This window comes from Muricauda sp. MAR_2010_75 (genome assembly GCF_000745185.1).
GTDB lineage: Bacteria > Bacteroidota > Bacteroidia > Flavobacteriales > Flavobacteriaceae > Flagellimonas.
Map to the genome: position 1 here is coordinate 46,470 of NZ_JQNJ01000001.1, position 26,161 is coordinate 72,630.

Genomic DNA, 26,161 nt, shown 5'->3' on the forward strand with positions numbered 1-26,161 from the left:
TTCAATTTAACCGGTGAACAATCGAAGGGTAAAACTGGTCGCCCTTCGGTACAATTTAAATTTGAGCAAGACAATAAAGCCAATGGTCCCGAGTTCAATGATCGGGGCAAAGAATTCACTCCCAAAATCAAAACCAAAGAGGTTCCCCCAGAAGTTGGTACTGATCTCCGTATAAAGGTTGTTGACGAAGACATTGACCAAAAAGAAGGCGGGCACCAGCATATATACAGCTGCATACAACTTAAAAAACTGATAGGCCAAGGGCCTGAATTTCTCAAAGACGGCCAAACTGATGACCAAGGGAAAAAAGGCCTGTAGGATTCCCAACAGGAAATACCGCTCCGCAAGGAACAAAGGATAGATGAACAGGTCCATCAACCAAAGAATGACCCCGATGATAAAGGCCAAGACCTTCAAACCGTACAAAGGGGTCACCAGGGCCTCATACAACAGTGCCATGGCCTTTTTGGCGGCTTCCAAGGCACCCACATCCCGTTCCAGATCTACATCCTGCAGCTGCAATGGGAGGAGTGCCGGAGCCGTGTCCCGGTATTGGACCTCAATGGCCACCAAAATGCCATCGAAGACTCCCAATACCTCTGTGGAGAAAATGACCAGCAGCACCACCAAAAAATTCTTGGCCAGTTCCGTTGGGGTCAATCCCCAGGTATGGCCATCGATGGTGGCGATGCCCTCATTGTATTTCTTCAATATATTTATCAAAAAGAACAGGACGGCCAAGGTCTTCATCCCCACAATGGTATATTGGGAGAAATCACTGTCCTTGATGGTCTGAAAGACCGCATCCACATATTCCAATCCTATGCCCAAAAAGTATCCCGCCATCAGTATTCCGTTTCCCGATTATTGATAATATCCTGCATCCTCCGAAAGGAGATGATCTCTCGATAGCGACGGGTCTTGACCTCAAGCTCGGCCACCATTTCCTGGGACTGGACTTTCTTTTCCATCAAAATGGCGGTACGCTCCGCATCGGTCATCTTCAAAAAATCACTAGACAAGATCTGGTATACAAAATCCAGGTCATCAATGGCCGTATCCATGATCTGCTCAAAGGCTTTGGATACCTGTTCCACTTCCCCCGCCTTGATATAGGGGGAGTTCAGAATATCACGAAGATCGTTCTGTACCGTTCGAAATAAAATCTCGTTGTTACGTGCCAATTCCCGAAGCGCCTTCAGTTGTTTGATGGTGTTATTGACCTTGACAATATTGTCCTTCTGTTCCTTTAAAAACTCCACGGTCTTTAGCAGTTCAGAGGTCTGTTTGGCCGATTCCAACAAGGACTTCGTCATACTGATAAAGTTCGTGTTGTCATACACCGGCATCCCCTGGGCCGTAGCACGGCCGGACAAGGAAATGGCCAAGATCAGCGCCAAGATCCACAATCGGGGATTGTTCCATAAGGTTTGTTTCCAATCTATTTTCATATCATTTTCTTTTGTTGATTTATAAATTCCGTAATGGCCCGTTCCATATCCCCGAACTGTGCAAAGAGTTCCATGATCTGACCATGTTCCATCCCATCGGTGAGATAGGCCGCATAGACCTCTGGGGGTACCTCCAAGCGAAAGACATTGCTTTCCTTCCCGATCTTGACAAAGATCTCGGTGTATTTGCGTTCCCCAGTAAGATTGTTTCTAAGGGACTTTAATTGATTGAGATCATGGTTGGAGAGGTGCAACCGTCTAACCAATTCATGATAGCCCTTCTCGTTCCGCAGGCTATAAATTACTTGGGTATTCTCCAGGATACTTGCCGAAGTGGCATTTTCAGGTAACTGGTTGATGGATTGCAGGATGATCCCAATGGCCCCGTTCTGTTTTCGGATGGCCTGGTAATAGAACTCCACACTCTCCAGGACATTGGGAAACTTGAGCTGCTTGGCAAACTCATCGAAAAGAATAATGCCCCTTTCCGAACGGTTTCGCCAAATGGTGCGTTGGATGGCCGACTTGATCAATTTGAGCATTACGGACAGGATTTCCCTATTGTCGCGCACCTCGTCCAACTCAAAGACAATTAAACGCTTGTCCTCAATTTTATAGGTCTGATCTTCTGCCATATGAAACAGAAAACTGTACAGTCCCCCGTCCACATATTCGGAAAGGATGTGCAAAAATCCATAGACATTGAAATCCGATTCCTGAACCCGTGTATCCTCGATCAAAGTATCTTTGTTCCTATCAACGAACTGATATAGGGAAGCCAAGGAATGCCCCTCCATGATCTTATTATAATAGTGCAACAACACTTTTTTCAAGGCCACTTCCTTGGATTTGGTCACATGGCTTTCCGCCAAGAGCTCCAAAAGGAACAGGGCCAGATCTTCCAAGCGTTCGGGATTCAAATCGGACTGTTCTGAAATGTAAAAGGGATTGATGCCCAGATTCTTCCCCTGTTCGTATCGCAATATGATATGATCATCGGGATACAATTGGGCAAATTTGGCATAGGAACCCCCTAGATCGATAATGACCAGTCGTACATCGGCCTCAAAGTATTGACGTAGAATATTATTGGCCAAAAAGGATTTCCCCTCCCCGGTCGGGGCAAAAATGGCAAAGTTCCGGGCCTTGATACGCCTTTTCCCCTCGTCCCATACATCCTTGACCACAGGAATATTGTACTGTCTATCATTAAAAACGATCCCTGTTTCATCAGAGCGATAATTGGTATTGTTGATATACAGACAAAGGGCCGCTTTGAGATCCATCACGAAGAGATCCTCATTGGAAAAGTTGGAAGCATGACTGGGATAGGAGTTCAAAAAATAATGTTTGCGCTCCTCTCCGTTGGGATGATAGGGTCGAATATCCAATTCCTTTAATTGCGCCTTGATGCCAGAAGCAATGCGCTTCAACACCCCAGCTTCCGTATGCCAAAAAACAATATTCACATGGCCACGAACAATCCGTGCGGTATCATCCCCATTGATCCTGTCCAAGATATGTTGGACCTTGTTGCGAACCACTTTGTTCTGGGAACCAAAATTGGAGCTCTTGGAGAGTTCCTCTATTTTTTTGTCCAATCGTTTGCGCCATTGATGGGTATCGTCCAGAAAAAGAATCTGGTTGATGATATGGTTTTCCCCCAATTCCAGTCCCAGATCGTCCATAAAACCCTTATGAAAGCTGAATCCGTCCGAACTGAATTTCCCATTGGGCACACTGCTCTGCACGGTTTCTCCAAAACATTTTTCATTATTGATGGCCATCACATCGAAATAATGGTCACCAATTTCCAATGGGCCTTTTCCGAGCTGGATATCCGTATCAAAATCAAGATTGAACCCATTGAAATAATTATGGGTATGCTTCAATATGGCTTCAGGTTCCATGGGAACCATGGTCACGCTTTTGGAGTTGTTGACATAGGATACCGCATCGTTCACCGAAGTAATAAATTCCGCTACCTGCACATCCAGTTTACGGTGAAGACCATTCTCCACTTTTCGAAAGGGATTGACATATTTGGTGGCATTGAATGCCTTCTCAAGAGGAAGTACAAATAAGAGATAACTCTGATGGTCCAAATGCTCCCTACCTACAAAATAATCATGGGTAGCCTTTGCCAGAAAGGTATCCCTTGGAAGGTTCCTAGCATCATAACCTTTCTTTTGATACCTATCCTGCTTATGGATAATAGCACCCACGGGCAAGGATTTAAAAGCTTGGAACCACATCCCGTGCAGCTCCTCAAAATCCGTCTCAGAAAGGGAGTATATCTCAGGTAATTCCACTTGATAACACAACACCACATTGCCATTGCTCCCAAAGACCACATGGTTTTGGATATCCAGGATTGGGTGAAATGCATTGAAATTGAGCTTAGACATAGTCAATGGGATTTAACTGTTTTAGGCTTATGTTCTTGGGAAAGGTTTGCACTACCCTCCATTGGAAAGGTTGCTTCACCCACTGCAACAATGCCCCATAGAGAAGGGCATTGAAGAGCAGTAGGCCCACGATGACACCAAATTGAAACGAAAAAATGATGATCAAAAGCGAACCGATGATAGACACCATCATCAGGGCAAACAGGGAAATGGACAGCCCCATGATCATGGCCCGCTTTCTAATATTTCTATAGACCTCGAACCGTTTCATCAGACCACGATTCCAATGAGATAGGTAAATATGCCCACAACTGCACCGGCAATCAAAACAAAGACCAAGACCCGGGTAATGCCCCTTTTTAGATCAGAATTTTCCCCAAAGAAATGTCCGGCATTGAACAGGAAACCCACTAAAAAGATAACTCCCAGGATGATAGGAAAGATGGCCCGAATGGTATCTGAAATATCGTTGACCGAATCCTCGATGCCTCCGATCTGGGCCAAAAGGGCACTGGAGGTAAAAAGCAACATTAAGGTGATGAAGAAAGATTTTCGCATATCGTAAACGTTTAAGGGTTAGACGATTTTTGATATGTGAAAAGTATTATAAATATATATTCAAATAACTGATTATCAATTATTTGTGAATATCATTTTAGCTGCATAGAAAGAAGCTCAATTGGTCAGGAATCCGTACAGATTTAATTGTTCCTTGACCAGTCCTTGTTCATAAGTGCCATCTGGTTCCCATCACAAAAGCAGAAAAACGTCAAAAGTGGCTGATCGGCCCATCAAAAAGTGTTGCAATTCGCCAAAATTCAAAGCTACATGCTACACCGCCACAAAACCTTATTTTCTTTTGTCCTTACTGTCCTTATCGAATCCCACTAGGTTAAAGAGTTCCCGCATTCTTGACCTTACTCGGTTCCCATACCTTAATTCGAGTTCCTGTGCATTGAGATTGGTGGTGGCATGGGTCTTGATCTTATGGTCAGTGAACAGCTCATAGCGGGACAGCAAGATCTCCCCCATGACATTGCACTCCTTTCCAAAATGGACCCCATCAGGTTCCACACCCAGGTCGTCAAAACAAAAGGATTGGGTGTTTCCATAGTCCCCAATAATCTTATAGCCCAAATGGTTGAAGCCAAAGACAATGTTCCTGGAGGGAATGACTTCATAAGGCCTTTGGTGGGGCACCATGAACTTGAACAGTTTCATCAAACTGGTCTTCCCACAGCCTACCGGACCTGAAAGGAGAAGGCCCTTATCCACATCGATCCCGAACTGTTTGCAACGTTCCCTGTCCCTGATAAAGTAGAGACTGAGCTTGTACAGCATCTCCCGGTCCTCCCTGTGCATCCTGAACTTCTTGCCAAACAGGAGTTTTCCCTTGGCATCGAGGTAGACCAGGATCTTATCGAAATCGTATTTGATCTCCCTGCCCTTCAAGGAGCCCAGTTCATAGCTTATGGCACCTTCAGTGATGATATGTGGGGCCTTAAAATTCATAGCGGTTCGTTGTAGTCCTTGTCCTTGCTAGTCCGCAAGTTGTCCAGATATGGGACAGTGGGGGTGCGTTTGGCATTGTTTTCTTCGATCTCAAAAACTTTCTTTTTCATTTTTTTCCGTTTCTTCCCGTTTGTAATGTTTTTAGTTGTTTGTATAAGTTTGTTTATAGGTACCAACGCTTGTCCACTGCTTGTCCCGAATTTGGTACGGTACTGGTCCAGGGCTTGTCCAGTACTTGTCCCAAAATCGAACATCTTGATTCGGCTGCCCTTGTAGGGATTGTGGGATGGAGAGTACAGGATATAGTTCCAATGGCTGAGCTCTCGGATGCAGCGGTGATAGGTCGATTTGGAGCCTATTTTGGCATAAGCCATGGCCTCTTCCCTACTGATATAGAACTCGGCCACAAAATAGTTTTGGTTCCACAATTGGAAGAGTCCGATATACAGGCTGATATGGGTCGGGTTCAAACGGTTGTCCTTGGCAAACTGGGCAAACACCCCGTTCAGGTGTTTGATATAATTGATGTCCTCCATCTTAGATGCGGTTATGGACCTTGTTCTGCTCCAGTACTTCCATGATCTCATGGTATTCATAGTAGAGCACCCCTCCTATCTTTGTATAGGGTAGGGTCCCATTGATCCTTAGGTTTTGAAGGGTGCCCGGGGATATGCCCAAGAGGTCCCGCACCTCATTTGATTTGAGCCATTTTTTGTTGCGTTGTCCCTTTTCGTTCTGCAAAAGGTCCTTGATGTCCTCCAACAGTTCTATCTTGAACTCCCTTAAATCTTCGGTGGTAATGATGGTCGCTCCCATGTGTTTTGTGTTTTAATAGGAAGGGCCACTGCATGATTTTTATGTCATTTGGTGACCCATCCACTGATTTGACTTTCTGGGACAAAACTCAAAAACAAAATTGAAAAAACTTCCCAAGTTGGTACCAAGGTGGGTGTTTTTTTCAATGCATAGGATTTGATGGTATTTGGTTGAATTTGACCTTTGTAAACCTATTGAAAACCTCAGAAAACCCATAATCCTGGCACTATGGCCCATCAAAATGCAAATTCCCAAGTTGGTACCAACTTGGGAAAAACTAAAACTCATTCATCCAGGGAATCCATCCGTTGGTTGAGCATCTCAATGAGCTTGTCCAAAAAGCGGGTCTTACTGGTCTTTCGGGACCGGATATCAATAAAAGTGTGGTAGTAGTTACCGAGGTCCACATTGTAAAAATGTTCAAAATGCGAGGCCAACTCCTTGATGTCCGTGGTACCGCTATTGATGCATTTGCTGGATTGGAGTGCATATAAAAGTTCGATCAAATCGGTCTTGTTTCCGGTCCAGAAGAGTTTTGAAGGTTTTTCCATGGTCATGTTCTTTTGGGGTTCTAAATTGTTTTGTAGGTCATCCACCTCCTTTCTCAGGTACACGATGAGCATGTCATAGGCCATAATCGTGGCCACGGTACCATCCTGACAGGTGGAAAACTGGTCATCGATCAAAAAGTGGAAGGATTCAAGGGGAAGCCTTAGATCTCGGTTCCCCCTAACAAAATATTGTTCGTCCAGGGACATCGCCCCACGACGGTAATAATTATAAAACTCCAGATTATCGTTAAAAAAGGTCTGGAACTTGTCGATCTGAAGTTGTAGGTACTTGATCTGTGCCGTATCATTTCCCCTAGGCCGCTTGCTCTCGATATTGAACAATTTTACATAATAGATCAGCTTACTAAAAATTTGGGGTTTGACATGCTTAAAGAAGTAGATTTCGTCTGCTTGGGTCTCGAAGGTCTTGCCGGTAATCTGTTTTTGGAGTTTACGGATACTTTTCTCCACGAGAACGATTCCCTTTTCCGCTTTGAAAAGGATATCCCCGTTCCCGCTTTCCAAGGCATCCAATTGCCCTTCAAATTCCGATAGCAGCTTTTGGTATTTCATGACGATTCTCCATTAATACTGGCCTTCCATGATTCCGAGCAATTCCAAAATGAAATTGTCATTGGTCTGGAGATAGGCATATTTTTTCTCGACCTTTGCACCAAGTTTCCGTTTCTCAAAGGCTGCGGTCAACCCGAAATCGATTTTGGGAATGCCCAATCCAATGGCCCGTTCAATGGTCCGATAGAGCAACTGGCGATAAATGGCAAATTCTTCCAGACCATCATAATCCATACCTACAAAAGCAGGGACATAGACCTGGTTCAAATTGGTATAACAGAACATCACGCCCACTATCTTTTCAGGTTCGTCCAATGAAAAAAGGACAATAAACTCCCACAAATGGTTTTCGTTCATCTTTTCAAACAGGGAGTCCGGAAATGAATAGGTATTGAGCCCCAAATTCCGGGACTGTACTTCCCCAAATAAGGATTTGACCTGTTCAAGTTCAGATTTGGATAGCTTGGGAAGAACTAGGGTCTTTGCCCTATCGAGATAGGGTTGGACGTCCTTTCGAAAATGTCTTCTGTTTCTGGAGGACAATCTTTGCAAATAATCTTCCATGGAATCCACCCCGTTCAAGACAACGTAACAGGAGTTGGGCATCTGCACCCTTAAAAATCCCTGACCGTAAAGCGGTTCGTTCCATGGTGAATGTTCTCCAAAGTCCCGAAGGACTGTCATTTTGGCCCCAAACTGCTGCTCCAGTTTTTCCATGGTTTCCAATAGGGTGTCCCTCGCTTCCTTGCCCAATGCATGTGATGCATTCCAATACAGGTGATCTCCTTCCGTGAACAGGCAACCTAGGGACAGGACCATGGATGACAAATGGTAGGGATCGATTTTCCTTTCCTCCTCAATGGCAGCAGAAATTTGTGCTTGTGCCAGCATATCGTCCTTCCAAAGGGAAACGGTCAGAAAGGTCATCAATACAGGTATCCCATCAGCATCCTTGATGACCACATATCGGAACAACCAGTTATGTTCCCTCTCTGGGTTATCCTGGAATACCTCTTCCAAAAACTTCAGCCCCTCCCAATCGTAGACCCCCTGCCCACCTAATCTTTGGTTCCATTCTTCCTTTTCAATTTGGTCAATGGTATCGAATACTTCAATGGTAAGCTCAGAAGATACTTTCGGCCCATTTAGGGGCTTTGGTTCCATATTAAAGGCGTGGAATACCCTTTGGGCATCGGTCTGGGTATCTTCCAATGCCTTTGGAAAATGATATTCCATGGCCTCCACCAATGCTTGGATTTCCATTTTTTGGTTATGCCTTGAAATCGTAATCCTTACACCAGTATTCTTTACAGGTACAGCAGGAAAGATCCCGAGGTTGACAAAGAAGCCCTCCCCCATCAAACGGTTCACAAAATTGTACCCGGTCTTGGGCATACCGGTCCCGATATAGAACACCGGTGATTCATTTCTATCGATCAAGGGAAGTTCCGTTATCAAAAGGCAATCATTGAAATAATCGATACGTTCCCTCAATTCTTGTTGAAGCACATAAATCTCCGGGGATAGATGGATTTGTGCCGAGGCCATGGCAGCAGCTACCGAGGCTGGTTCCAATTGGGCAGAAAAGGTCAACGGTCCACCAAAGGTCTTGATCTTATCATATAGTTGTGGGTTGGAACAGGCCAATACTGCACCACTGGCCCCAAAAGTCTTGCTCAGGGTACCGAAGAGCAATACATTTTCGGGCAATTCCCCCAATTGGTCCAACACATATCCGGTACCATTCCTTCCCACCCAACTCATGCCATGAACATCATCGAAATAAAAATGCAATTGGGAATATTTCTTTGCCAACCCCATCAGTTCCTTAACCGGGGCATAATCCCCGTACATGGAATAAATGCCATCGGCCATATACCAAATCCTGCCTTTGGAATGTTGGTACTTTTTAATCTTGTCCTCCAACATTTCCAAATGGTTATGCCGGATCATTTCGATGGGAACACTCCGGGTTTTTAGCATTTTGGCCGCATTCTGTACACTCCAATGGACCTGGTGGTCCAGAATGATTACGTCGTCATCATCCACGGCACTTGGAATGACACCTAAGTGCCCAAGGGTACTGTTTTTGGTAATGACAATGGGATAGCCATACATTTCGGAAATCGAGTTTTCCAATTCCTCATATAACGGATTGGAGATATAGGATTTGGATAAGGGAAATTGCGTCCCATAGCTATCAATGGCCTCCTTGGCGGCCTTTTTCAATCTGGAATCCTGTTCCAGCCCTAAATAACCCGTGGTCCCAAAATGGTACAGTTCCCTACCCCCGACTTCTATCGTCCTTCCCGAAAAAGACTTTCCGCCGGCATAAAGGTGCAATACCCCAGCTTGTTTTGCATCAGTGAATACCTCATGTACAGTGTTCAAAAAATTGTGGTGTTTGATCTTGGCCATTTTATTTGATATTATTTGTGATAAAAAGAAACGGATTTTGTAAGTTGATAAATCATACTTATTCTATTTAATCCCTTTCAGATAACAAATACTCCTTTTCAGATAACCAAAATCCTTTTATTAACGTCAATAGCTCTCCTGTAAAAAAATCAATTGCAGTAATTTTGTAAATTGATTGCGCTAACCAGTTTTCCGGAGATGAAAAAAACACATGAAAACAGCTATGCCATATATCTGTTGACTGATGATCTTTTACATATTATCTACAAGAAAGTGCCGTGTATCAACCGTAAGGCGGCACAACTCATAGTCAAGGATCGGATGGAATTACAAGAAGGTAAATCGATGCCGGTGCTATGCGATATACGGGAAGTCAGAAATATCGATAAGGCCGCAAGGGACTATTTGGCTTTGGAAGGTTCCCTTTGGATCGAGAAACTGGCCTTTTTGATCGATCCACCGGTTACGGATATGATCAGCTCCATTTATTTGGACACCCATTCCCAGAAAGTGCCTACACGATCCTTTACCAGAAAAGCGGAGGCCTTGGCCTATTTGGGCATTAAGGAAACCGATGAAAACTAACCAATTTAATGAAAGGATATGCCGAACAGCGATGACTTTAGGGTAAAACGGATACAAAAGATGCTCTTGGAAATGGCCAAGGGCAATTTCTTCTATTCCATTGAGCCTTCCGATAAAAATGACAATATTGCTTCTTTGGTGGTCATGTTGAACATGGTCAATGAGGAAATAGGGGCGGCCTTTATCCATCAGGGTTTTGCAAACGCACACAACACCCCACAATGTGTCATCCAACTATCCATGATCTTAGATGGGAATGGTCACATTGAATTGCTCACCAATGGCACCTGCTCCCTATTGTCCTATCCCCCTAAGGATCTTTTCGGAAAACATATCTCTGAATTCATGACGGAAAGGTCCCGTGAAAGATGGAACAAGAAGATGTCAAAACATTTGAAACGGGAGCGGTCTGAAACGGTATTGTTCCTGGAATTCATTACCAACGATGGTCTTTTGCTGGCCAAGGATTGCCAAATATCGGTGTACCAGGCCTTGGATGGGAGCGGTCAAAAAACCCTGTTGAACTCCGTATTCTTTTCCAAGGGGGAACCTTTTGAAACAGGGCTGCCCAAAAATAAACTCAAAGTGACCAAGGGCATCAAGGAGCATAAGGTCACATTGACGCCAGAGGATATCCAAATCATCAGGGACGTCCATGATATGATCATCAACAATCTGGACAAGGATCTTCCCACCTTGCAGGATCTTGCCCGTCAGAAGGGCACCAACGAGTACAAACTGAAATATGGCTTCAAACAGATCTATGGTACGACCATTTTTAGATTTCTGATCAGGGAACGTCTTCGAATGGCAAGGACCCTAATCCAGCACAGCACCCTGACGATAAAGCAAATCATCCAAATGACCGGCTTTAAGAGCAAGACCCATTTTTCAAGGGCATTCAAGGACAAATATGGACTATCCCCTACTGATTTAAGGTCATAAAATCCTTAATATCATGCATTTACTCCGTTTCAGATAACAAATACTCCCTTAGGGATACATCAGACTCCCGAACTTTGTCATATCAAATCAAAGGATATGTCTCACAAAGGAATCTACTCCAAACTTATTACCCTGTTCAGCCTTTTGTTGACCCTACTGTTCGTTTATACTGCGGTCAGCAAATTGATGCATTTGGATACCTTTCAATTGAGGGTGGAGCGTATGCCCTACATTGCATCCTATGCCACAGTGATCTCATGGGCCGTGCCCTTTGTGGAGCTGGTGATCGCAGGCCTATTGTGGTTCGCAAGATACCGCACACTTGCCCTGTATGCCAGCTTGGTCTTATTGGGTTCATTCACCATCTATATCAGTATAGTTCTAAAATACAGTGAGTCCATCCCTTGCTCCTGTGGCGGGGTCATTTCAACCTTGGGGTGGACGGACCATATTTTGTTCAATATCACTTTTATGTTCATGGCCTTGTTGGGAATCATTTGTAACAACAAACAGAATATCATGCAATCGCATCAAAATACTGTGCAGTAGGGGAAGCCGAAAACCTAGAAAAGAGTAGGCATTAACGTTTATACTTAGTATTATGAAATCTAATTTTTTAAAACTTGTTTTACCGGCCTTCGCCATCCTTTTGGCGGTCGGCCTGGCATTTGCAACTGAGGATAGGGCTGTCTTTCAAGATGGTCACTATTATGACACCGCTGAGCAGGAATGGCGATCCATTCCCGCCGAAGGCTGTGGTGAAACCGGGAATACCCTTTGTAAACATCTTGGTTATCAATTGTATTCCATGCCAAGCTTTGGCAGCACGCCTTTGCGCAAAAATGTGCCATAATCGGTTTTCTGATTCAATTAAAAGGTGCCTTTTCCAAGGCACCTTTTTCACTAATTCAACAAACTTCCACAAACATTAGGGCAATTCTCCCAGTTCATGAAATTCCTTCAGACCTTAGCTACATCCCATATATTTTTTCCAGACATCTTTCCCAATGGGCCATACTGACATCATCCCAATTTCTTTTCATTCCATTTTGGATAGTCTTTTTCAACCCTTTCAATTGCATCCTAAACTGAGCCACTACATAATCAGAATGGAAAAAAAAACGCTCCTCGGAATTTGGCCCATGTCCCTTCTGTTGCACAAATCTGACCAAAAGGTCAATATATAATATCTGTATCGTTTGCCTTTGACTTTCTACAGGGGCATGGTTATATTGCAGTTCCCTGAACAGGCCGGATTGTAGTTGGTCCAAGTAATTTTGGACCATATTTTCAGAAGCAGAACTGCTTTCCATGAATTCTAAACGCCTCAATCGGGGAGCCATGACCAATTCAGACAAGAGCCTTTGTTGATAGCCCAAGATATAATCAGGAAAAGTAGAGTACATTGTCTTTGAATAAAAGCTTGGTTGGGTCAACCATTTAGGTGGATCAAAAGCATTGGCAAGTAGAAACTCCATTGCTTCTGATTGTTTTTCCCAAGGTATCGGCGTGTACATTTGCCCTTGTTGACCCAAGGGTTTATACTGGATATCATATCCCCCGATCAGTGTCGAAACATGGACCATATGGTTGTACCATAGTTCCAACGTTTTTTCATGCAAACGACCCAATCGTGCATTGTCTTTCTGATCTAGGGTTACTTTGGGCAATAGGGAGATCACCCTTTCCAAGTTTTTCAAGGCCAATCCGGTACTACGAACGGGATCATTGGTTTCGACCACCTCACTGGAAGTCGCGGGGCCAATGGATTCAAAAATGGCATTGTTGAACCGGTACCAAGGAACGGAATCCTGCCACCGTATCATTTTCTCCAAGGCCATACTTTCCCCTTTCCCTGAAATGTCCTTGGGAAACTCCGTATAGGCCCATTGGATATTGTACCTATCCGTCGGACCTACCCTTTGGACCAAAAGGTCAGGTGGAACACTGTCCTCTGGTTGGGGAAGGTTCGAAGATCTGGCATAGTTCATAATGCTTGGTGTGTGACCCATATTCCGTAACCACACACTATCTTTCATTTTCTCCCATGGATAACTGAACTCTCCATAATTGGCATCCTTGAGTCCGAAAACATGGCCCGCCTCATGTGCCACTATCACTTGGAAGAGGGAGCCGACAAGTTCATCGGGAAATGGGAATTGTCGGGCCCTTTGATCCAAAGGCACTGAACGGACAAAATAGCGTTCCATTACGGTCCGTTCCGAGGCACTTATAAAGATATCCCCCCGCAAAATCTCACCTGTCCTGAGATCGACGATTTTGGCAGCCGTACCCCCATAGTCCCCGTATTCCGAACCCCTTATATCATTGATCCCGGACCAGTACACGATATTGGAATGGATGCTATGTGCCGTCCATTCATCCAAAGTATCCAATTCCTTGACCACCAATGCATCCTTGAATCCTGCCGACTCAAAAGCAGGCAACCATTCTTCAATACCCGCCTTGATATAGGGCCTCCATTTTTTGGGAATGTCAGGTGACAATAAAAAGTTAATTGGATTGATGGGCACACTGACCTCTTGGTCTTGAAACCTTTTCTCCAAACGCCATCTGGAAATATTGGCCAATCCATTTCTTAATTGGAGATGCATGCCCGAGGACTCCTCATTGTAAAACCCCATCCGATAGTCGAACCTTCTGGCCTTCATCGGGTCAGGTAAAACGGTAAATCCGAAGAATATGGGCACCGATACTTTGAAACCTCCCTTGACCAGTCCCCTACGGGTCTTGATGATCACTTCGTCGTCCAAATCCTTTGCCCCCATCAGCATGGTAATCTCCGGCACCAGTTCCTCGGCAAATCCAGGTTCCCATTCTATTCTTTGCTGCAACACCAAGGATGTGATGTTTACCCTATACGACCCTGGTTCTCCCTTGTCCTTTTTCAAAGGAAAAATGGCCAGGATATTATCCGTAATGGTGAGATTTGGTGCGACGGGCAAGGTAATACCTGTTGTTGAGCGGACACTCGGAACCTTCAACAACATCCGATCCCCTTGCAAGGACCAGATAACCTGTAAAAACCTCCGATGGCTTCCTTGATCGTACCGGACGAAAAGAAGTCGTCTACCCAAGACTTCTTTTGGCACATCCAGAAAAAGTTCGCCGTCAACCACTGAAGTGGTCAGAAAAGGATGGTTCATTTTTGGTCCTGCGTTCCGAATCCCAGATACCTGAACTGTATCGCAATGCTTTACCAAAGCCATACTTGGGAGTGTTGAAACAAAAATCCAAACAATAAGTTGTACCATCCTCATGATCATATAGGGATAGTTTCGTTTTCGCAGCTGCGGAACACCCAAACGATCTTTGCAGGTAACATCAATAGCCATCATTCTGCGGCAATAAATTGGGATTGGCCTCCAGCTCAGACTCGGGAAGGGGCAGCAGCACATCCGTTGACTGCCAATTGGGTTTGAGGGCACCCATAACTTCTTCGGTCAACCCGGTCCGTCCAAGATCAAACCAACGCAAACCCTGTTCAGTGAACAGTTCCCGTCTTCGTTCTAGGACAATGGCATCCAGTAAATCGTCAGTTGTACTGATATTCACATCGGGTAAACCGGCCCGGTTCCGTATTGCATTGAGGTCCGCTCGCGACCCGACCATATCCCCCATATGTGCCCGGGCCTCTGCCCTGATCAATACCTGCTCCGCCAATCGCATAAGTATGGAATATTCTAGGGATTCCATCTCATTGATATCGGCTTTGTACTTGTGTGCAAAGTAAAGGGTAATGGTGTTGTCCACATCTGACATACTACCCATCCAATGGTCCCTTCTCAAATCATCCGCTTCAAAGGCCATCAAAAAATCCGCTGTCAAGGCATAGGACTGTCCGGGAATGGACCGAATGATCAACTGCTCCCCTTCCCTTGTGTTCAACGGGAATTCGGTATCGGCCTTGAGTTGCCATATGGTTTCTTGGGAATCCTTAAGGAACACTCGGTCAAGATCATTTTCCAAGGAATAGGAATCGATAAGTTCCGTGGCCAAGGATGCCGCCATTTCCCAATTTTCTTCATGGAGGTACATCCGAGCCAACAAAGCCTTGACCACATCCCCATCCGGGACTACCCTTTCACTTGACACAAAATCAACACTTTCCAAGGCATCCAGTGCTTCGGAGAGATCCCGAATGATATAAGCATAGACCTCGGTTGTTGGGATTCGGGACACCCTACCGTTTTCCAGATAGTCCGTGGAAGTGATATACGGCACATCCCCAAAGGCAAGTACCAATTGACTATGCAAGTAGGCACGGATGAACAAAGCTTGCCCCTTGAATTCATTCTTTTCATCCTTGGTCAGTCCATTGGATGCATCCACCCCATTGATTATATCATTAGCACTATAGATCAAGTGGTAAGTATGGCGCCACCAATTGGCAATAATACCATTGGCCGCAGCTACTTCACCCTGGTAGAATTGGATCAAATCGGCTCCAAAACCATAGTAGTCCAATTCATCAGCGTATATGCCCAGTACTGGGGTCACCCCTGTGGTTCCCGAAACCATTCCCTGTTCCCGCATCCCAAAATAAAGATTGGCAAGGGCGGATTCCACTGTGGACGGGTCATCGAACACGGTCTCCCATACCAAGGTGTTCCTTGGTGGATCTACTTCTACAAAATCGGCACAACCCATCATGTTCATAACCAAGATCAATAGGAACGTCCATGGAGTTCCAAATGGCGCTCCAATCGCGGATATTCCCTGGCCTATATTCTCAAATGCTGTATCGTTCAAACGTTTCATATTAAGGGTTTAAGGTTAAAAACTAAGTTGGAGTCCAAGGGTCATCTGGCGTAAGGCGGGCAAACGTGTATTGGTCGGCTGTTCGGGATCCGGTCCCTTATACCCCGTAATGGTCCAGAGATTCTGGCCTTGGAGGTATACGTTGATGTCAAGCCCCTCCTTTATGTCGGGAATCTTGTAATTCAATGAAATATTCCTCAAACGGATGAATGAAGCATCCGAAACTGCAGCATTGCTTTGCTGTTGGTACTGGTCCAGATCCCCGATAGGCACCAAGCCACTATAGGCCCTAGAAAAGGGCACCAGGTCTCCAGGCTGCTGCCAACGATCGTACATTTCCTTGGGGGCATTACCCTTTAGGCCCGGGACGGTCCCAAACAGTAGATTATTCAACGCCTTTTGCTTTTTGAACTGAAAGAAGACATCCAAGGTAAAGTTCCCCATGCTTAAGGTATTTCCCAACCCCCCATAAAACTTGGGGGCCAAGTCCTCGACCCATTCCCGGTCCTCCAGCCTGCTGATGATCCCATCCCCATTAAAGTCTTCGAAACCATACATCCCAGTTTCAGGGTCCACCCCTAGGGAATGGTACAGTTTCAGTATGGTCAGGGGCTCCCCTATGATATACCTATTGGCAAAGGTTGAGTTTTCAAGTCCATCAAATTCCACCAACCTATTTTTCGGAAGGGTCAGGTTCAGGGTGGTGGACCAATTGAATTTCCGCGATTGGACATTTACAGTCCGTATGTCCAATTCAATCCCGGTATTCTCAACTATGGCATCAAAATTTCCCGTCAGTTCCGAAAATCCCGTAGTGGCCGCCAATGGAATCCCGACCAACTGATTGGATGATCGGTTACGGTACCATGATGCATTGAGCAATATTCGGTCCTTGAAGAAACCCAATTCCAGGGCAGCCTCCAATTTCCTGTTCTCCTCCCAACCGAACAAGGGATTGAACAGTCCCGTAGGTTCAATGACCGTTACCCCATCATAATGGTCCCCGGTAACGGAATAGGTATCCAAGAATCGATAATCACCGACATTATCACTTCCCGTAGTGCCATAACTCGACCTTAACTTTCCATAGCTCAGAACAGAATTTTCACACCAAAGACCCTCCTCGGAGAAAAGCCAGGCCAATCCGACCGCACCAAAGTTTCCAAACTGTTTGCCCGGTCCAAATCGGGAAGATCCATCCCTTCGTCCGGTCAGGTTAATGAAATACCTATCCAAGAATTTAAGGTTGATACGCCCAAACACAGCATTATAGTTATATACATTGTCTGTATTGGAAAGGATATCCAGATTGTCCGCAGCGGCCATGTTAAGGATCAGTTCATTGTTGGGGAAGCCCCGACCCCGCAGAGCGAGCTGTTCCGTGGTCTCCTGCTGAAAGGTGGTACCCAAAAGGACGTCCAACGAAAATTGGTCCCATTGTTTCATCCAATTCAATTGGGGTTCCACAATCCATGATTCCCTTTTGGACACATTGGTCATCAGGTAGGAGTAATTTTGGGGTGTCAGTCCATATTGTGGGTTTCTTGACGAGGAGGGCATGGCCCTTTGGGCATCCAATCGATAGTTGGTAAAGCCCATGCTGGACTTCACTTCAAGATTGTCCAAGATCTTATAGGAGACCACTGCATTGGTGATGAGGGTATTGGAAACGACCATATATTTTTCCTCCAATGCAGCCATAGGGTTTTCCCATGTATTGCCTTCCCAGTTGATATTCCCTTCTGCATCATAGAGTGCAGGGGCATTGGGTTCCAAGGTATATGCCATGGTACTAAAATCCGTGCTGGGCAAATAATTATCCTCTTTGGCGTAAGAGGTCGAAAGGCTGACCCCAAACTTGCCATCCTCGGAACGATGGTTCAGGGAGGTATTCAAATTTGCCCTTTTGTATCTAAAATCCCCTGGAAAGACCGTGGTCTCCTTTTGATAGGCTCCACTGATCAAAAATTGGGTTTGTTCACTGCCACCGGAGAAAGAGAGTTGCGCATTGTTTCGGTATGCCGTGCCCCCGATAAGTACCTTTTGCCAATCGGTATATCGATTTTGGTCCCAAAGGGTCACATCAGGCCAAAAGAAATCCAACCCTGGATTGCCCAAAAGGTTATCAACCCCATCATTGATGATCCCCTCCCTGCGCAATTCCAAGTATTCCTTTGTTTTCATCAAGTCCATAAAATGGGATACCTGTCCAAGGGAAGTACTCAACCGGGCATCGAAGCGGGTCTTGCCCGCCCTGCCCTTCTTGGTGGTAATGAGCACCACACCATTGGCGCCACGGGACCCATAGATGGCCGTTGCATCAGCATCTTTCAGCACCTCTATGCTCTCAATATCATTGGGATTGATGGCATTGAGGGGACTAATGTTTCCGCCAACGATCGCGGTTGACAGACGGGCCGACCCCATCGATTGGGAACTAAAGGGTACACCATCCACAATGAACAACGGATCGGATGCCCCGTTGATGAAATTCCTGCCCCGGACCTCAATGGAGAACCCACCTCCGGGCACCCCTGTATCCTGAACAATATTGACTCCTGACATGTGTCCCTGCATGGCGGCCAAGGGATTGCCCACGGGCTGTTTATCGATGACCTCTGCCTTAATGGTGGCAATATTTCCGGTGCGTTCCTTTTCGGAAACTTTATAGTACCCTGCATTGAGCACCACTTCACCCAATACGGTAACATCCTCCTCCAAGGAAACAATAAGCTCTTCCCTATCCCCAATGGCCACTGAAAGGGTTTTGTAGCCCACCATGGAAAAGATAAGCACATCGGTAGGACCCGCATTGATAGAAAAGGAACCATCTAAATCTGAAATAGTTCCAATATTCTTGGATTCCACCACAAGGTTCACCCCGGCCAAGGGATTCCCTGAAGTATCGGTCACGGTGCCGGAAACAGTGGCCTGTGTTGGTTCCAAGACTTTGCCCGCCTGCATTGTGTTTGTAAAAAAGGGCATTAAAAAGACATATAGTGGCATGAACAGGGAAACCCTGTACATGCGTGATATTGATTTTTTCATAAATTGAGTTCGTTTGATTTCTTTGTTAATTGTTCATCACACTACCCAAAAAAGCCACGGGAAAGTCGTAACTTCCAGAAGGGCATCAAGGTTCGGGCAAAGGCCGTCCTGTCCAAAGGGCAAAAGCCCGTGGAAATGGATTCCTTAACCAAAAAAAGACCATGATTTCGTGCTGGGTCGGTTACCCAAAAAGTGTAGTCGTTGGTTGCGGGACTAAAAGATCTCGTGAACCGAAAAATCAGTGTAACGGGTATCCCACAACCCTAGCCTTGGGATTATACGGGGTTTTTTGGCTTTTTCTTAAACAAGATATCGAACACTGAGTGAGATGTCCCAAAAACAGGACAATCACACAGAGTGAACCCCACATAAAAAAGTTGCCAATTGTTTCCCATAACCTAGAAGGTTGGGCGATGCTTCGAAAATTTAAAGAAACCAAACGCTAAGAAAAAGTTGGGCGTGAAAACTCAACTTAACCGCTAGTGGTACTGGTATACCTTGCAGAGATAAGTGAGCTCACGCCCGGGTCGTGAGCAAATCTACTTATCATCCCTTCTGCAAAAAGTTACCAGTTTTCTAGCGAGAGATTCAAAGCGATAGCTTCAAATATTATCAATACGAAGAATCGCAAAAATAAATAATCAAGGCTAATATATAAAAAAATGTTCACGTAGTCATGTATATGTGAATAATGTTTTTCAAGTCCCGTGATTCACATACTTATATATATGCAAAATGAGAATAGAAATAATAATGTCACATATAGACTTCCATGTGATTGAAAGTATAAGAGAATTGAGGGTAAAATCAAACCCATATATAGATCAAGTAGAACTGGCACAACGCATAGGGGTATCTGAAGGTTATGTTGGGCAAATAGAAAACCCGAAGAGTAGAGCTAAATACAATATGAGAATGATGGCTAGAGCTGCAAAAGCGCTGAATTTAAGGTCATATCAAGATATTTTTCCCAAGGAGATTTTAAAAAACGATTTAGTAAAAATCAGACTTAAATTGCTTAAAATGGACACCAAAAAACATGAGGTTGATGAAAACGGAAATGTAAAAAAACGCTTTGAAGTTCTCTCAATCAAAAGTTTAACCAACCATGAAATTCTTCAATGGGAAAACGGTGAATTAGAATACATGACTATAATTGAAGAATAAATCTAAATTACTTTTTTGGTAACAAAAAAAATGGAAATAAGATGGCAACTTAATCGAACAATGTTTGATTGAGAATTTGAAAGGGGAAATGTCTGCATAAAATTGGTAAAGTTTTACAAGCAGCCAAACTAATAAATATAGCCAATAAAGTCAAATATAATCGAATTCTGCGTATCATAGTTTTGCCTTTAATAATTAATATTTAGTTCTTCCTCAAAATACCAATGATTGAAAACATTAAATTTAAAGAAGCCTCGAAAAGAGAAATAACTCTCTACACCCTTTTGGGTGAATCTTTATGTGCCGTTCAAATATTGGAGGATGCTCTAAGTCACTCCATTGTCTTAAAAAAAACAGAGCCTGACCAAAGGAAAGAAGCAGACGATCTTTTAAAAAAACAACAGAAGTATACACTTGGCATGGCGATAAACATTATCAAAAAAGAATCTCTATTCTCTAAACCCTTGGAGTTGGAGTTGTCAAAACTTTTAACAGAAAGAAACTGGCTTATTCATAAGAGCACTACAGAGAATAAAGATGATTTAAAATCAGATTCATACTTTGAAAAACTTTATGAAAGAATAAAAGCGACAACAATAAAAGCTCACAAATTGCAGGTTTCAATTGAGCTCGATTTAATTGAGTATTCCGAAAAAAAAGGAATAGACATGACTAAAGTCAAAAACGAAATGAAAAAGTACTATGGGGCCTAATTTTTAAAAAATAAGAAACTCCTTTGGATGTGTTACATGTTCCAAAATGGAAGGAAAATTATAAGGGTCTATCCTGAAAGATCATCCACACAAATTACTTTCAAAATAACACTTTGCTTTAGTTGGTTCTCTTCTAAAACTTACATGATAAAGGAAAAATTTAGTATACATCTATCAGTCAACTATTTAGGCATGAGTTTTGAATAAATATTAACAATTTTACGGCTCCAAAGTCAAAAGAAGTATTTTAGTTGTTCTTTAAGTAATTGTATAATAACCCTATGGATGCCAAGTATCAAAATCCTCATATAGAGGATGCCCAATACGCAGCTAAAGCTTTTGTCAGTTGTAGTCTGCGAAAAGAGGACGAGCCGTTTGTTGAATTTGTGGAACGAATATTACTGCATTGCCAGATAAAGCCTATGGGCACTGTGGGGCGTCACTCCATTGCACCAGTTCCTATCGTGGAACAAATGAAGAAAAACATTCCACTGGCGGATTTTCTCGTTGTGGTAGCCACCCCACGATATGTACAAAGGGACATGGCCAATAGCTCAAAATCCCTATATGGACTCTCCGAAATGATCCATGTGGAGGCGGGAATGGCCTATATGTTAGGCAAACCTGTTGTTGTTTTTGTCAAGCAAGGGACGGCCGTAGGTAGTTTTTTGCCCAATGTCACACAATACATCACCTTGGATGGTACTGTCAGAAACCTTCAAGAGCAAGGGCACCAAATCAGCCAATTATTAAAGAATGCCGTTGAGCAGATACGGAAAGCCAAGGAAACCGAAGACCAGAAATCCTTTTGGAGAATGGTGCGAAATGGCTTGGCGATTGTAGGTGGAATAAAAGTGTTGGACTATATGACTCGGGAAGTGGAGGATTAAGCCTTCATTTGGTGTACAGAAAATGACGAAAGGAGGCAACAGTGGAAAATTATTTGAGGAACAGGCCAAAGTGTTCTTTTCAAGGATTTTCCAGCGATTGGGATACACCATATTAAAAGAACGCCCTCAATTTAGTGGTACACAGGATGGGTTCGACATACAGTTTATGGTCACAGATGGCATGACCGTGCGCAATATCTATGTGGAATGCAAGGATTACACTACCGACCCAGCTTTCGGGAATATCTATGCAAAGCTCCATGACTTGGAGACCTCGGGCTATTTGCTCAAAGAAAATGATATTGCAATATTCATTAGTCCAAGATCCAATTTTGGGAATCACAGAAATCCAGAAAAATCAGAGCGCACCTTTAATCGGAGCAAGTATCCCTTCAGGGTTTGTCTGTTCGAAAAGGCCCATGGTATTGATAAGCTTTTTGCATTGGAACCTGAAATCTATGAAGCCGTGTATGGCCATTCTCTGTCTTTTGAAATTGACGAAGAAAAAGAACTGGACAGGTTCAAAACACTCCTTTTTTATAAGACCAATGAAGAATTCACGATAGCTGCTGTCAGAAAAACCAGATTCATTACCCATCTGGTCAAGGAGGCACACTACATCCAGAGAGGGGTTACGCTTATCCAAGATCCTGAGACTGATGACAGACACCTATTCAATATCCTTAACAAAGAAGTCGCACTGTTTGGAATAAACGATGTGCTACACAACATTTTAACCGATGCGGTTTGTCCAGGATTGGTATTATTGGGCAATCCAGGTATGGGAAAGTCCATTGAACTCAAGGAACTGGCCATGGATTATTGGGAACATAGGGAAGAAAACCTGTGGATTCCATTTTACCGGTCCATCAATAGTTTCGGGAAACAAGATACCCTTGAAAATCATTTACCACCGAATTGGAAGGACATCCCACAATTGTTGGTCATTTTGGACGGTCTGGACGAAATTTCATATGGGCAGACCTTCCGCACCATGATTGAAAATTTCATTCAAAACCATGACGGTGAGACCACCGTCAAATTTGTCATCAGTTGCCGCACCAATATATATGAATCAACAATCAGGGACATCACCAATTTTAGATGCTGTACCTTGAACAGCCTGGATTTTAAGCATGCCCTTAAATACTTGGTCGACAAATATCAAATGCCCTCAGAGAGCGATTATTACCACGAAATTGCAGGTGTACAAAAGGAATTTTTCGAAAACCCCTATTATCTGAACCTATTGGGGGATTATTACCAAGAAAGCCAAAAGTTGCCCAGCAACAAGTCGGAGTTAATGGAACGTTATATAGCGAAAAGGCTACATGATGATGAAAAATCCAAGGGAAAGACACAAGATTTTGATCCAGGGAAAATACTACGAGCATGTAAAAAGGTGGCTTTTTCATTGGAAGCCATGCAAACCCGTAATATTTCGGGGGAGCAATTAACCATGTTATTACAGGAGACCAAACCCATTTTCGTCAACTCAGGATTTGCACAAAGGGTGGTCAATGCGGACAAATGGGAGTTTGAACACCGCAATCTCCAAGAGTTTTTTGTGGCGAAAACGCTCAGTAATTTTGAAGTGGACAAGATAATAGAATTCATAGCCTTGGACGATGCCAAACCAAAGACTCATCCTTCCTGGTTGAATTCGATTTCCTTTTTGCTCAACCTTTTAGACTCTAAATCAGATAAAATGGCCAGCCTGGTCAAGTGGTTGCAGGAAAATGATGCCATTGTTTTGTTCCAAGCGGACCGTTCAAGGATCAATGATGGTATACGCAAAGAGGTATTTCAAGATTACTTTATCAAGCGTTGCAAGGAACAGACGCTTTGGGTGAGAAAATATGACCAAGAAACCAAAGACGTGGCCAGGTTCGCAGATTCCGATGTTAACAGGAATTTTCTAATAAAGGAACTTAGTGATAAAGACAATCATAGGCGAACTCGTATTTCAGCAATGTTTCTGCTCTCTCAAATGGATACTGCCTTAATGGATGAGCGATTCAAAAAGGTTCTGTTTTGTTGTCTGCAAGCTTCATTAGAAGAGGTTGATATTGACTTCAAAGCGGAAATCCTCCATCTTATCCATGAAAAGGGCTACCACAGGTCAGAGGAATATCTTTCCAAATTGATTTCCACGGTTTCCCACATTGATCATGAACGTATTACCAGTATGTTGCTCAAGCTGATTTTGGAATCGGATGTTGACAAGCACATTGAATATATAAGGTCAATCACTGCTATTGTGGCCGGCGAGAAACAGCGGAAACACCAAACAAGGGAGAACTATATGACGAGCGAAAAAGGGTACTTCAGAAGTGCCCTTATAAATCTTGGACAAGCACGTAACCAAGTATATGCATTGCAGGTGTTTTTGGAACATGGGGATGACATACGATTGGAAAATAACGATTTAGCGAAGTTGACCCAAAAAATGGCCGAATCCTATGCGAATACCAAGGAAATGTATGGTTATACTATGGAGTGGTTGACAAAAGCCTTGGAGAATAGGCTGACAACTTATAGAAATGAGGAAGATTTGGCAGCATTTTTCAAAAAAACGGGAACAAATGACAAAGCCTTCATGGATATTTACCAATCCCCTCCGACCATGGAGAACAAAAGATACTTTTTGGCCTATCTGATTTCGGATAACACACTTCCCGTCCTCGTTGAAGATTACCAAAAAGGAACACTTGAAGCTAATGAATTGTATTTTTTCAGAAACGTTTTGAGCCGAGTGGATGTAGACCTTGCACTCAAGTTTGAAAAAAGGATTTTGGAAAGTACAGAGTATCGACTGAGGGAGGATTTCATAGATGTCGAGCTAAGAAAACTATGGGCGGATTACCATGAAACCAAAGAGCAAAGCTCCTTTGACCTTTTGTTTGATCGAAAAGGGCTCAAAAGACTTGCAGAAGACTATTTTGATTTAATTGGCAAGTCCAAATTGGATTGGGAGGACATGAGGGACCACAAGGAAAATTTCTGGGATGATCTAGAATTGCAAAAACGGTTCTTACCCACCTTCTTGGAAATTGTCAATGATGCCAGGCGACAGATAGGTAAAAGTATAACATTAGCAGATGTGCATAAATACGTCGATGACGAGCTTTATATCCTGTTCAAGATAAAAAGGGAATTGACCAATCAATCAAAAAAGAATATTGTTGAACGACCTGAGCATATTGCGTACCTTAAGAAGTGGTGCCTAAAGAATGAGAAAAATGGAGATTTCGAACATGCTTTGGGACGGTACCAATCCAAAAATTACCTAATCTGTGAGTACCTGTGGTTCTTTGGAAGACGCTATGATTTCAAATACCAAGAGTCTACCTATTTGGACATGCTCTGGGTCGATTATCATTTGGAAAAAGGTGGCGTGGTAGGGTACGACTATATTTTGGAGCAAGTGGATATCGATAAGATCAAGGCCAGGGTTATCAAAAATTTACATAATGGTTTGGAAGAGTTCATTGTTTTCATCAATCATGCAGAGTTCGCGCTATCTCATGGGTTGAGCGAAGTTTATTCACTGATTGGGGACTATCTGTTGGACCAAAGCCAAAACAGATATCGTCGTTGGAAATTGCTGGGGTCATATGTTGAGACCACAGGAGATGTGCAGTTGCTTCGGCACATTTTGGAAAATGAAGCCCCTGTAGAGGACGATAACAGTCTTTATTGGGATGCCACTGGTCACTTAATCAATTTAGGCCAGAAGGAAATCGTAATCAAAAAGACCATGGAGGTATTAAAGAAAAATAAGGGGGGCATGGAAGGGTTGACCGCCATAAAGTATCTTATTAGGGCAGGTCATCCCAAGGCTCTTGCCTTTTTCAACAAGTGGCTTAGAGCTGGCAATAGGTACAATCGCAAGGAACATCGGTTTTTCAGCACTGTGGACTTTGGCGATTTTTATGCACCTGGAGCCATCAATGCACTATTGGAATTAATTGAACTATCGGTGTCTAAGGAGATCAAAGGGGATGATTTTTTTGACCCCATTCGCACCGTGTATGAAATCCTGAAATCGTTCTATGAAAATGCCAACCAGAAAGATTTCACCAAACTCCTTACGGGATTGGAAAACAGCAAACACCGATTGGCCCAAATATCAGGATTAGATCTGTTTTATATTCACGACATTATCAATGAAGCCAGGGATGCCTATTTCAAAATGCGGTCCAGACCAATGGCATTTGCTGAAATAGCTGAAAGAATTGATGCCTCCAAATATCTTATTTAGAACAAGAGGCTTTTCCTGCTTGATGCCGATGTAAACGA

21 protein-coding genes are annotated in these 26,161 nt (G+C 43.7%); 8 read left to right on the plus strand and 13 right to left on the minus strand.

The window, feature by feature from the left end; translation table 11 throughout:
• Window positions 1-6 precede the first annotated feature (6 nt).
• The 10 genes from FG28_RS00255 to FG28_RS00305 all read right to left on the minus strand — a co-directional run bounded on the left by FG28_RS00255 (window position 7) and on the right by FG28_RS00305 (window position 9,729).
• On the minus strand, window positions 7-846 hold the full coding sequence (locus FG28_RS00255; RefSeq protein WP_036379004.1) for a hypothetical protein: 840 nt from the start codon (window positions 844-846) through the stop codon (window positions 7-9).
• Entirely contained in the window at window positions 846-1,451 is a 606-nt protein-coding gene (locus FG28_RS00260; protein WP_036379007.1) for a conjugal transfer protein, read from the minus strand. Before FG28_RS00260 ends, FG28_RS00255 begins: the two co-directional genes overlap by 1 nt.
• Window positions 1,448-3,859: a TraG family conjugative transposon ATPase gene (locus tag FG28_RS00265; protein WP_036379009.1), complete on the minus strand. Its 2,412-nt coding sequence runs from the start codon at window positions 3,857-3,859 to the stop codon at window positions 1,448-1,450. Before FG28_RS00265 ends, FG28_RS00260 begins: the two co-directional genes overlap by 4 nt.
• Entirely contained in the window at window positions 3,852-4,130 is a 279-nt protein-coding gene (locus tag FG28_RS00270) for a hypothetical protein (protein WP_036379012.1), read from the minus strand. The genes FG28_RS00265 and FG28_RS00270 overlap by 8 nt, the downstream gene beginning before the upstream one ends.
• Entirely contained in the window at window positions 4,130-4,417 is a 288-nt protein-coding gene (locus FG28_RS00275; RefSeq protein ID WP_036379014.1) for a hypothetical protein, read from the minus strand. Before FG28_RS00275 ends, FG28_RS00270 begins: the two co-directional genes overlap by 1 nt.
• Window positions 4,418-4,708: 291 nt before the next feature.
• Window positions 4,709-5,371, minus strand: a complete 663-nt coding sequence (locus FG28_RS00280) for an ATPase (protein WP_036379016.1) — start codon at window positions 5,369-5,371, stop codon at window positions 4,709-4,711.
• Window positions 5,368-5,958, minus strand: a complete 591-nt coding sequence (locus tag FG28_RS00285) for a hypothetical protein (protein WP_231562580.1) — start codon at window positions 5,956-5,958, stop codon at window positions 5,368-5,370. The genes FG28_RS00280 and FG28_RS00285 overlap by 4 nt, the downstream gene beginning before the upstream one ends.
• Complete coding sequence (locus FG28_RS00290; protein WP_036379020.1) at window positions 5,909-6,187, minus strand: helix-turn-helix domain-containing protein; 279 nt, start codon at window positions 6,185-6,187, stop codon at window positions 5,909-5,911. Before FG28_RS00290 ends, FG28_RS00285 begins: the two co-directional genes overlap by 50 nt.
• Before the next feature lie 284 nt (window positions 6,188-6,471).
• The gene (locus FG28_RS00300; RefSeq protein ID WP_036379025.1) at window positions 6,472-7,311 is read right to left on the minus strand and encodes an RteC domain-containing protein; all 840 of its coding nucleotides are present in this window, start codon (window positions 7,309-7,311) and stop codon (window positions 6,472-6,474) included.
• A 12-nt stretch (window positions 7,312-7,323) separates the two neighbouring features.
• A complete protein-coding gene (locus tag FG28_RS00305; RefSeq protein WP_036379026.1) occupies window positions 7,324-9,729 on the minus strand; it encodes an aminotransferase class I/II-fold pyridoxal phosphate-dependent enzyme in 2,406 nt (801 codons plus the stop codon).
• A 198-nt stretch (window positions 9,730-9,927) separates the two neighbouring features.
• Here FG28_RS00305 and FG28_RS00310 point away from each other — a divergent pair, with 198 nt between their 5' ends.
• From FG28_RS00310 to FG28_RS00325, 4 genes are all read left to right on the plus strand, one after another.
• Window positions 9,928-10,314, plus strand: a complete 387-nt coding sequence (locus FG28_RS00310; protein WP_036379027.1) for a hypothetical protein — start codon at window positions 9,928-9,930, stop codon at window positions 10,312-10,314.
• Window positions 10,315-10,332: 18 nt separating this feature from the next.
• A complete protein-coding gene (locus FG28_RS19945; RefSeq protein WP_081894154.1) occupies window positions 10,333-11,259 on the plus strand; it encodes a helix-turn-helix domain-containing protein in 927 nt (308 codons plus the stop codon).
• A 96-nt stretch (window positions 11,260-11,355) separates the two neighbouring features.
• The gene (locus FG28_RS00320; protein ID WP_036379029.1) at window positions 11,356-11,808 is read left to right on the plus strand and encodes a MauE/DoxX family redox-associated membrane protein; all 453 of its coding nucleotides are present in this window, start codon (window positions 11,356-11,358) and stop codon (window positions 11,806-11,808) included.
• Between the two features lie 52 nt (window positions 11,809-11,860).
• Window positions 11,861-12,112: a DUF6520 family protein gene (locus tag FG28_RS00325; RefSeq protein ID WP_036379030.1), complete on the plus strand. Its 252-nt coding sequence runs from the start codon at window positions 11,861-11,863 to the stop codon at window positions 12,110-12,112.
• Window positions 12,113-12,230: 118 nt separating this feature from the next.
• Here FG28_RS00325 and FG28_RS00330 read toward each other — a convergent pair whose 3' ends face one another.
• From FG28_RS00330 to FG28_RS00340, 3 genes are read right to left on the minus strand one after another with little or no spacing between them, the layout of a single operon-like run.
• The gene (locus tag FG28_RS00330) at window positions 12,231-14,618 is read right to left on the minus strand and encodes a zinc-dependent metalloprotease (protein ID WP_036379031.1); all 2,388 of its coding nucleotides are present in this window, start codon (window positions 14,616-14,618) and stop codon (window positions 12,231-12,233) included.
• Window positions 14,605-16,041: a RagB/SusD family nutrient uptake outer membrane protein gene (locus FG28_RS00335; protein ID WP_051947124.1), complete on the minus strand. Its 1,437-nt coding sequence runs from the start codon at window positions 16,039-16,041 to the stop codon at window positions 14,605-14,607. The genes FG28_RS00330 and FG28_RS00335 overlap by 14 nt, the downstream gene beginning before the upstream one ends.
• Window positions 16,042-16,056: 15 nt before the next feature.
• Complete coding sequence (locus FG28_RS00340; protein ID WP_036379033.1) at window positions 16,057-19,089, minus strand: SusC/RagA family TonB-linked outer membrane protein; 3,033 nt, start codon at window positions 19,087-19,089, stop codon at window positions 16,057-16,059.
• Window positions 19,090-19,824: 735 nt separating this feature from the next.
• On the opposite strand from FG28_RS00340, the gene FG28_RS19950 reads away from it, so the two are divergent.
• The 4 genes from FG28_RS19950 (at window position 19,825) to FG28_RS00360 (ending at window position 26,123) form a co-directional block, all read left to right on the plus strand.
• Window positions 19,825-20,256 (plus strand): helix-turn-helix domain-containing protein, encoded by a 432-nt coding sequence (locus FG28_RS19950; protein WP_051947125.1) that lies wholly within the window; start codon window positions 19,825-19,827, stop codon window positions 20,254-20,256.
• Window positions 20,257-20,480: 224 nt separating this feature from the next.
• Window positions 20,481-20,969, plus strand: coding sequence for a hypothetical protein (locus tag FG28_RS00350; RefSeq protein WP_036379034.1), 489 nt, complete (start codon window positions 20,481-20,483; stop codon window positions 20,967-20,969).
• Window positions 20,970-21,250: 281 nt separating this feature from the next.
• On the plus strand, window positions 21,251-21,859 hold the full coding sequence (locus tag FG28_RS00355; protein ID WP_036379035.1) for a hypothetical protein: 609 nt from the start codon (window positions 21,251-21,253) through the stop codon (window positions 21,857-21,859).
• 22 nt (window positions 21,860-21,881) lie between these two features.
• On the plus strand, window positions 21,882-26,123 hold the full coding sequence (locus FG28_RS00360) for an NACHT domain-containing NTPase (protein ID WP_036379037.1): 4,242 nt from the start codon (window positions 21,882-21,884) through the stop codon (window positions 26,121-26,123).
• Window positions 26,124-26,161: the final 38 nt, after the last annotated feature.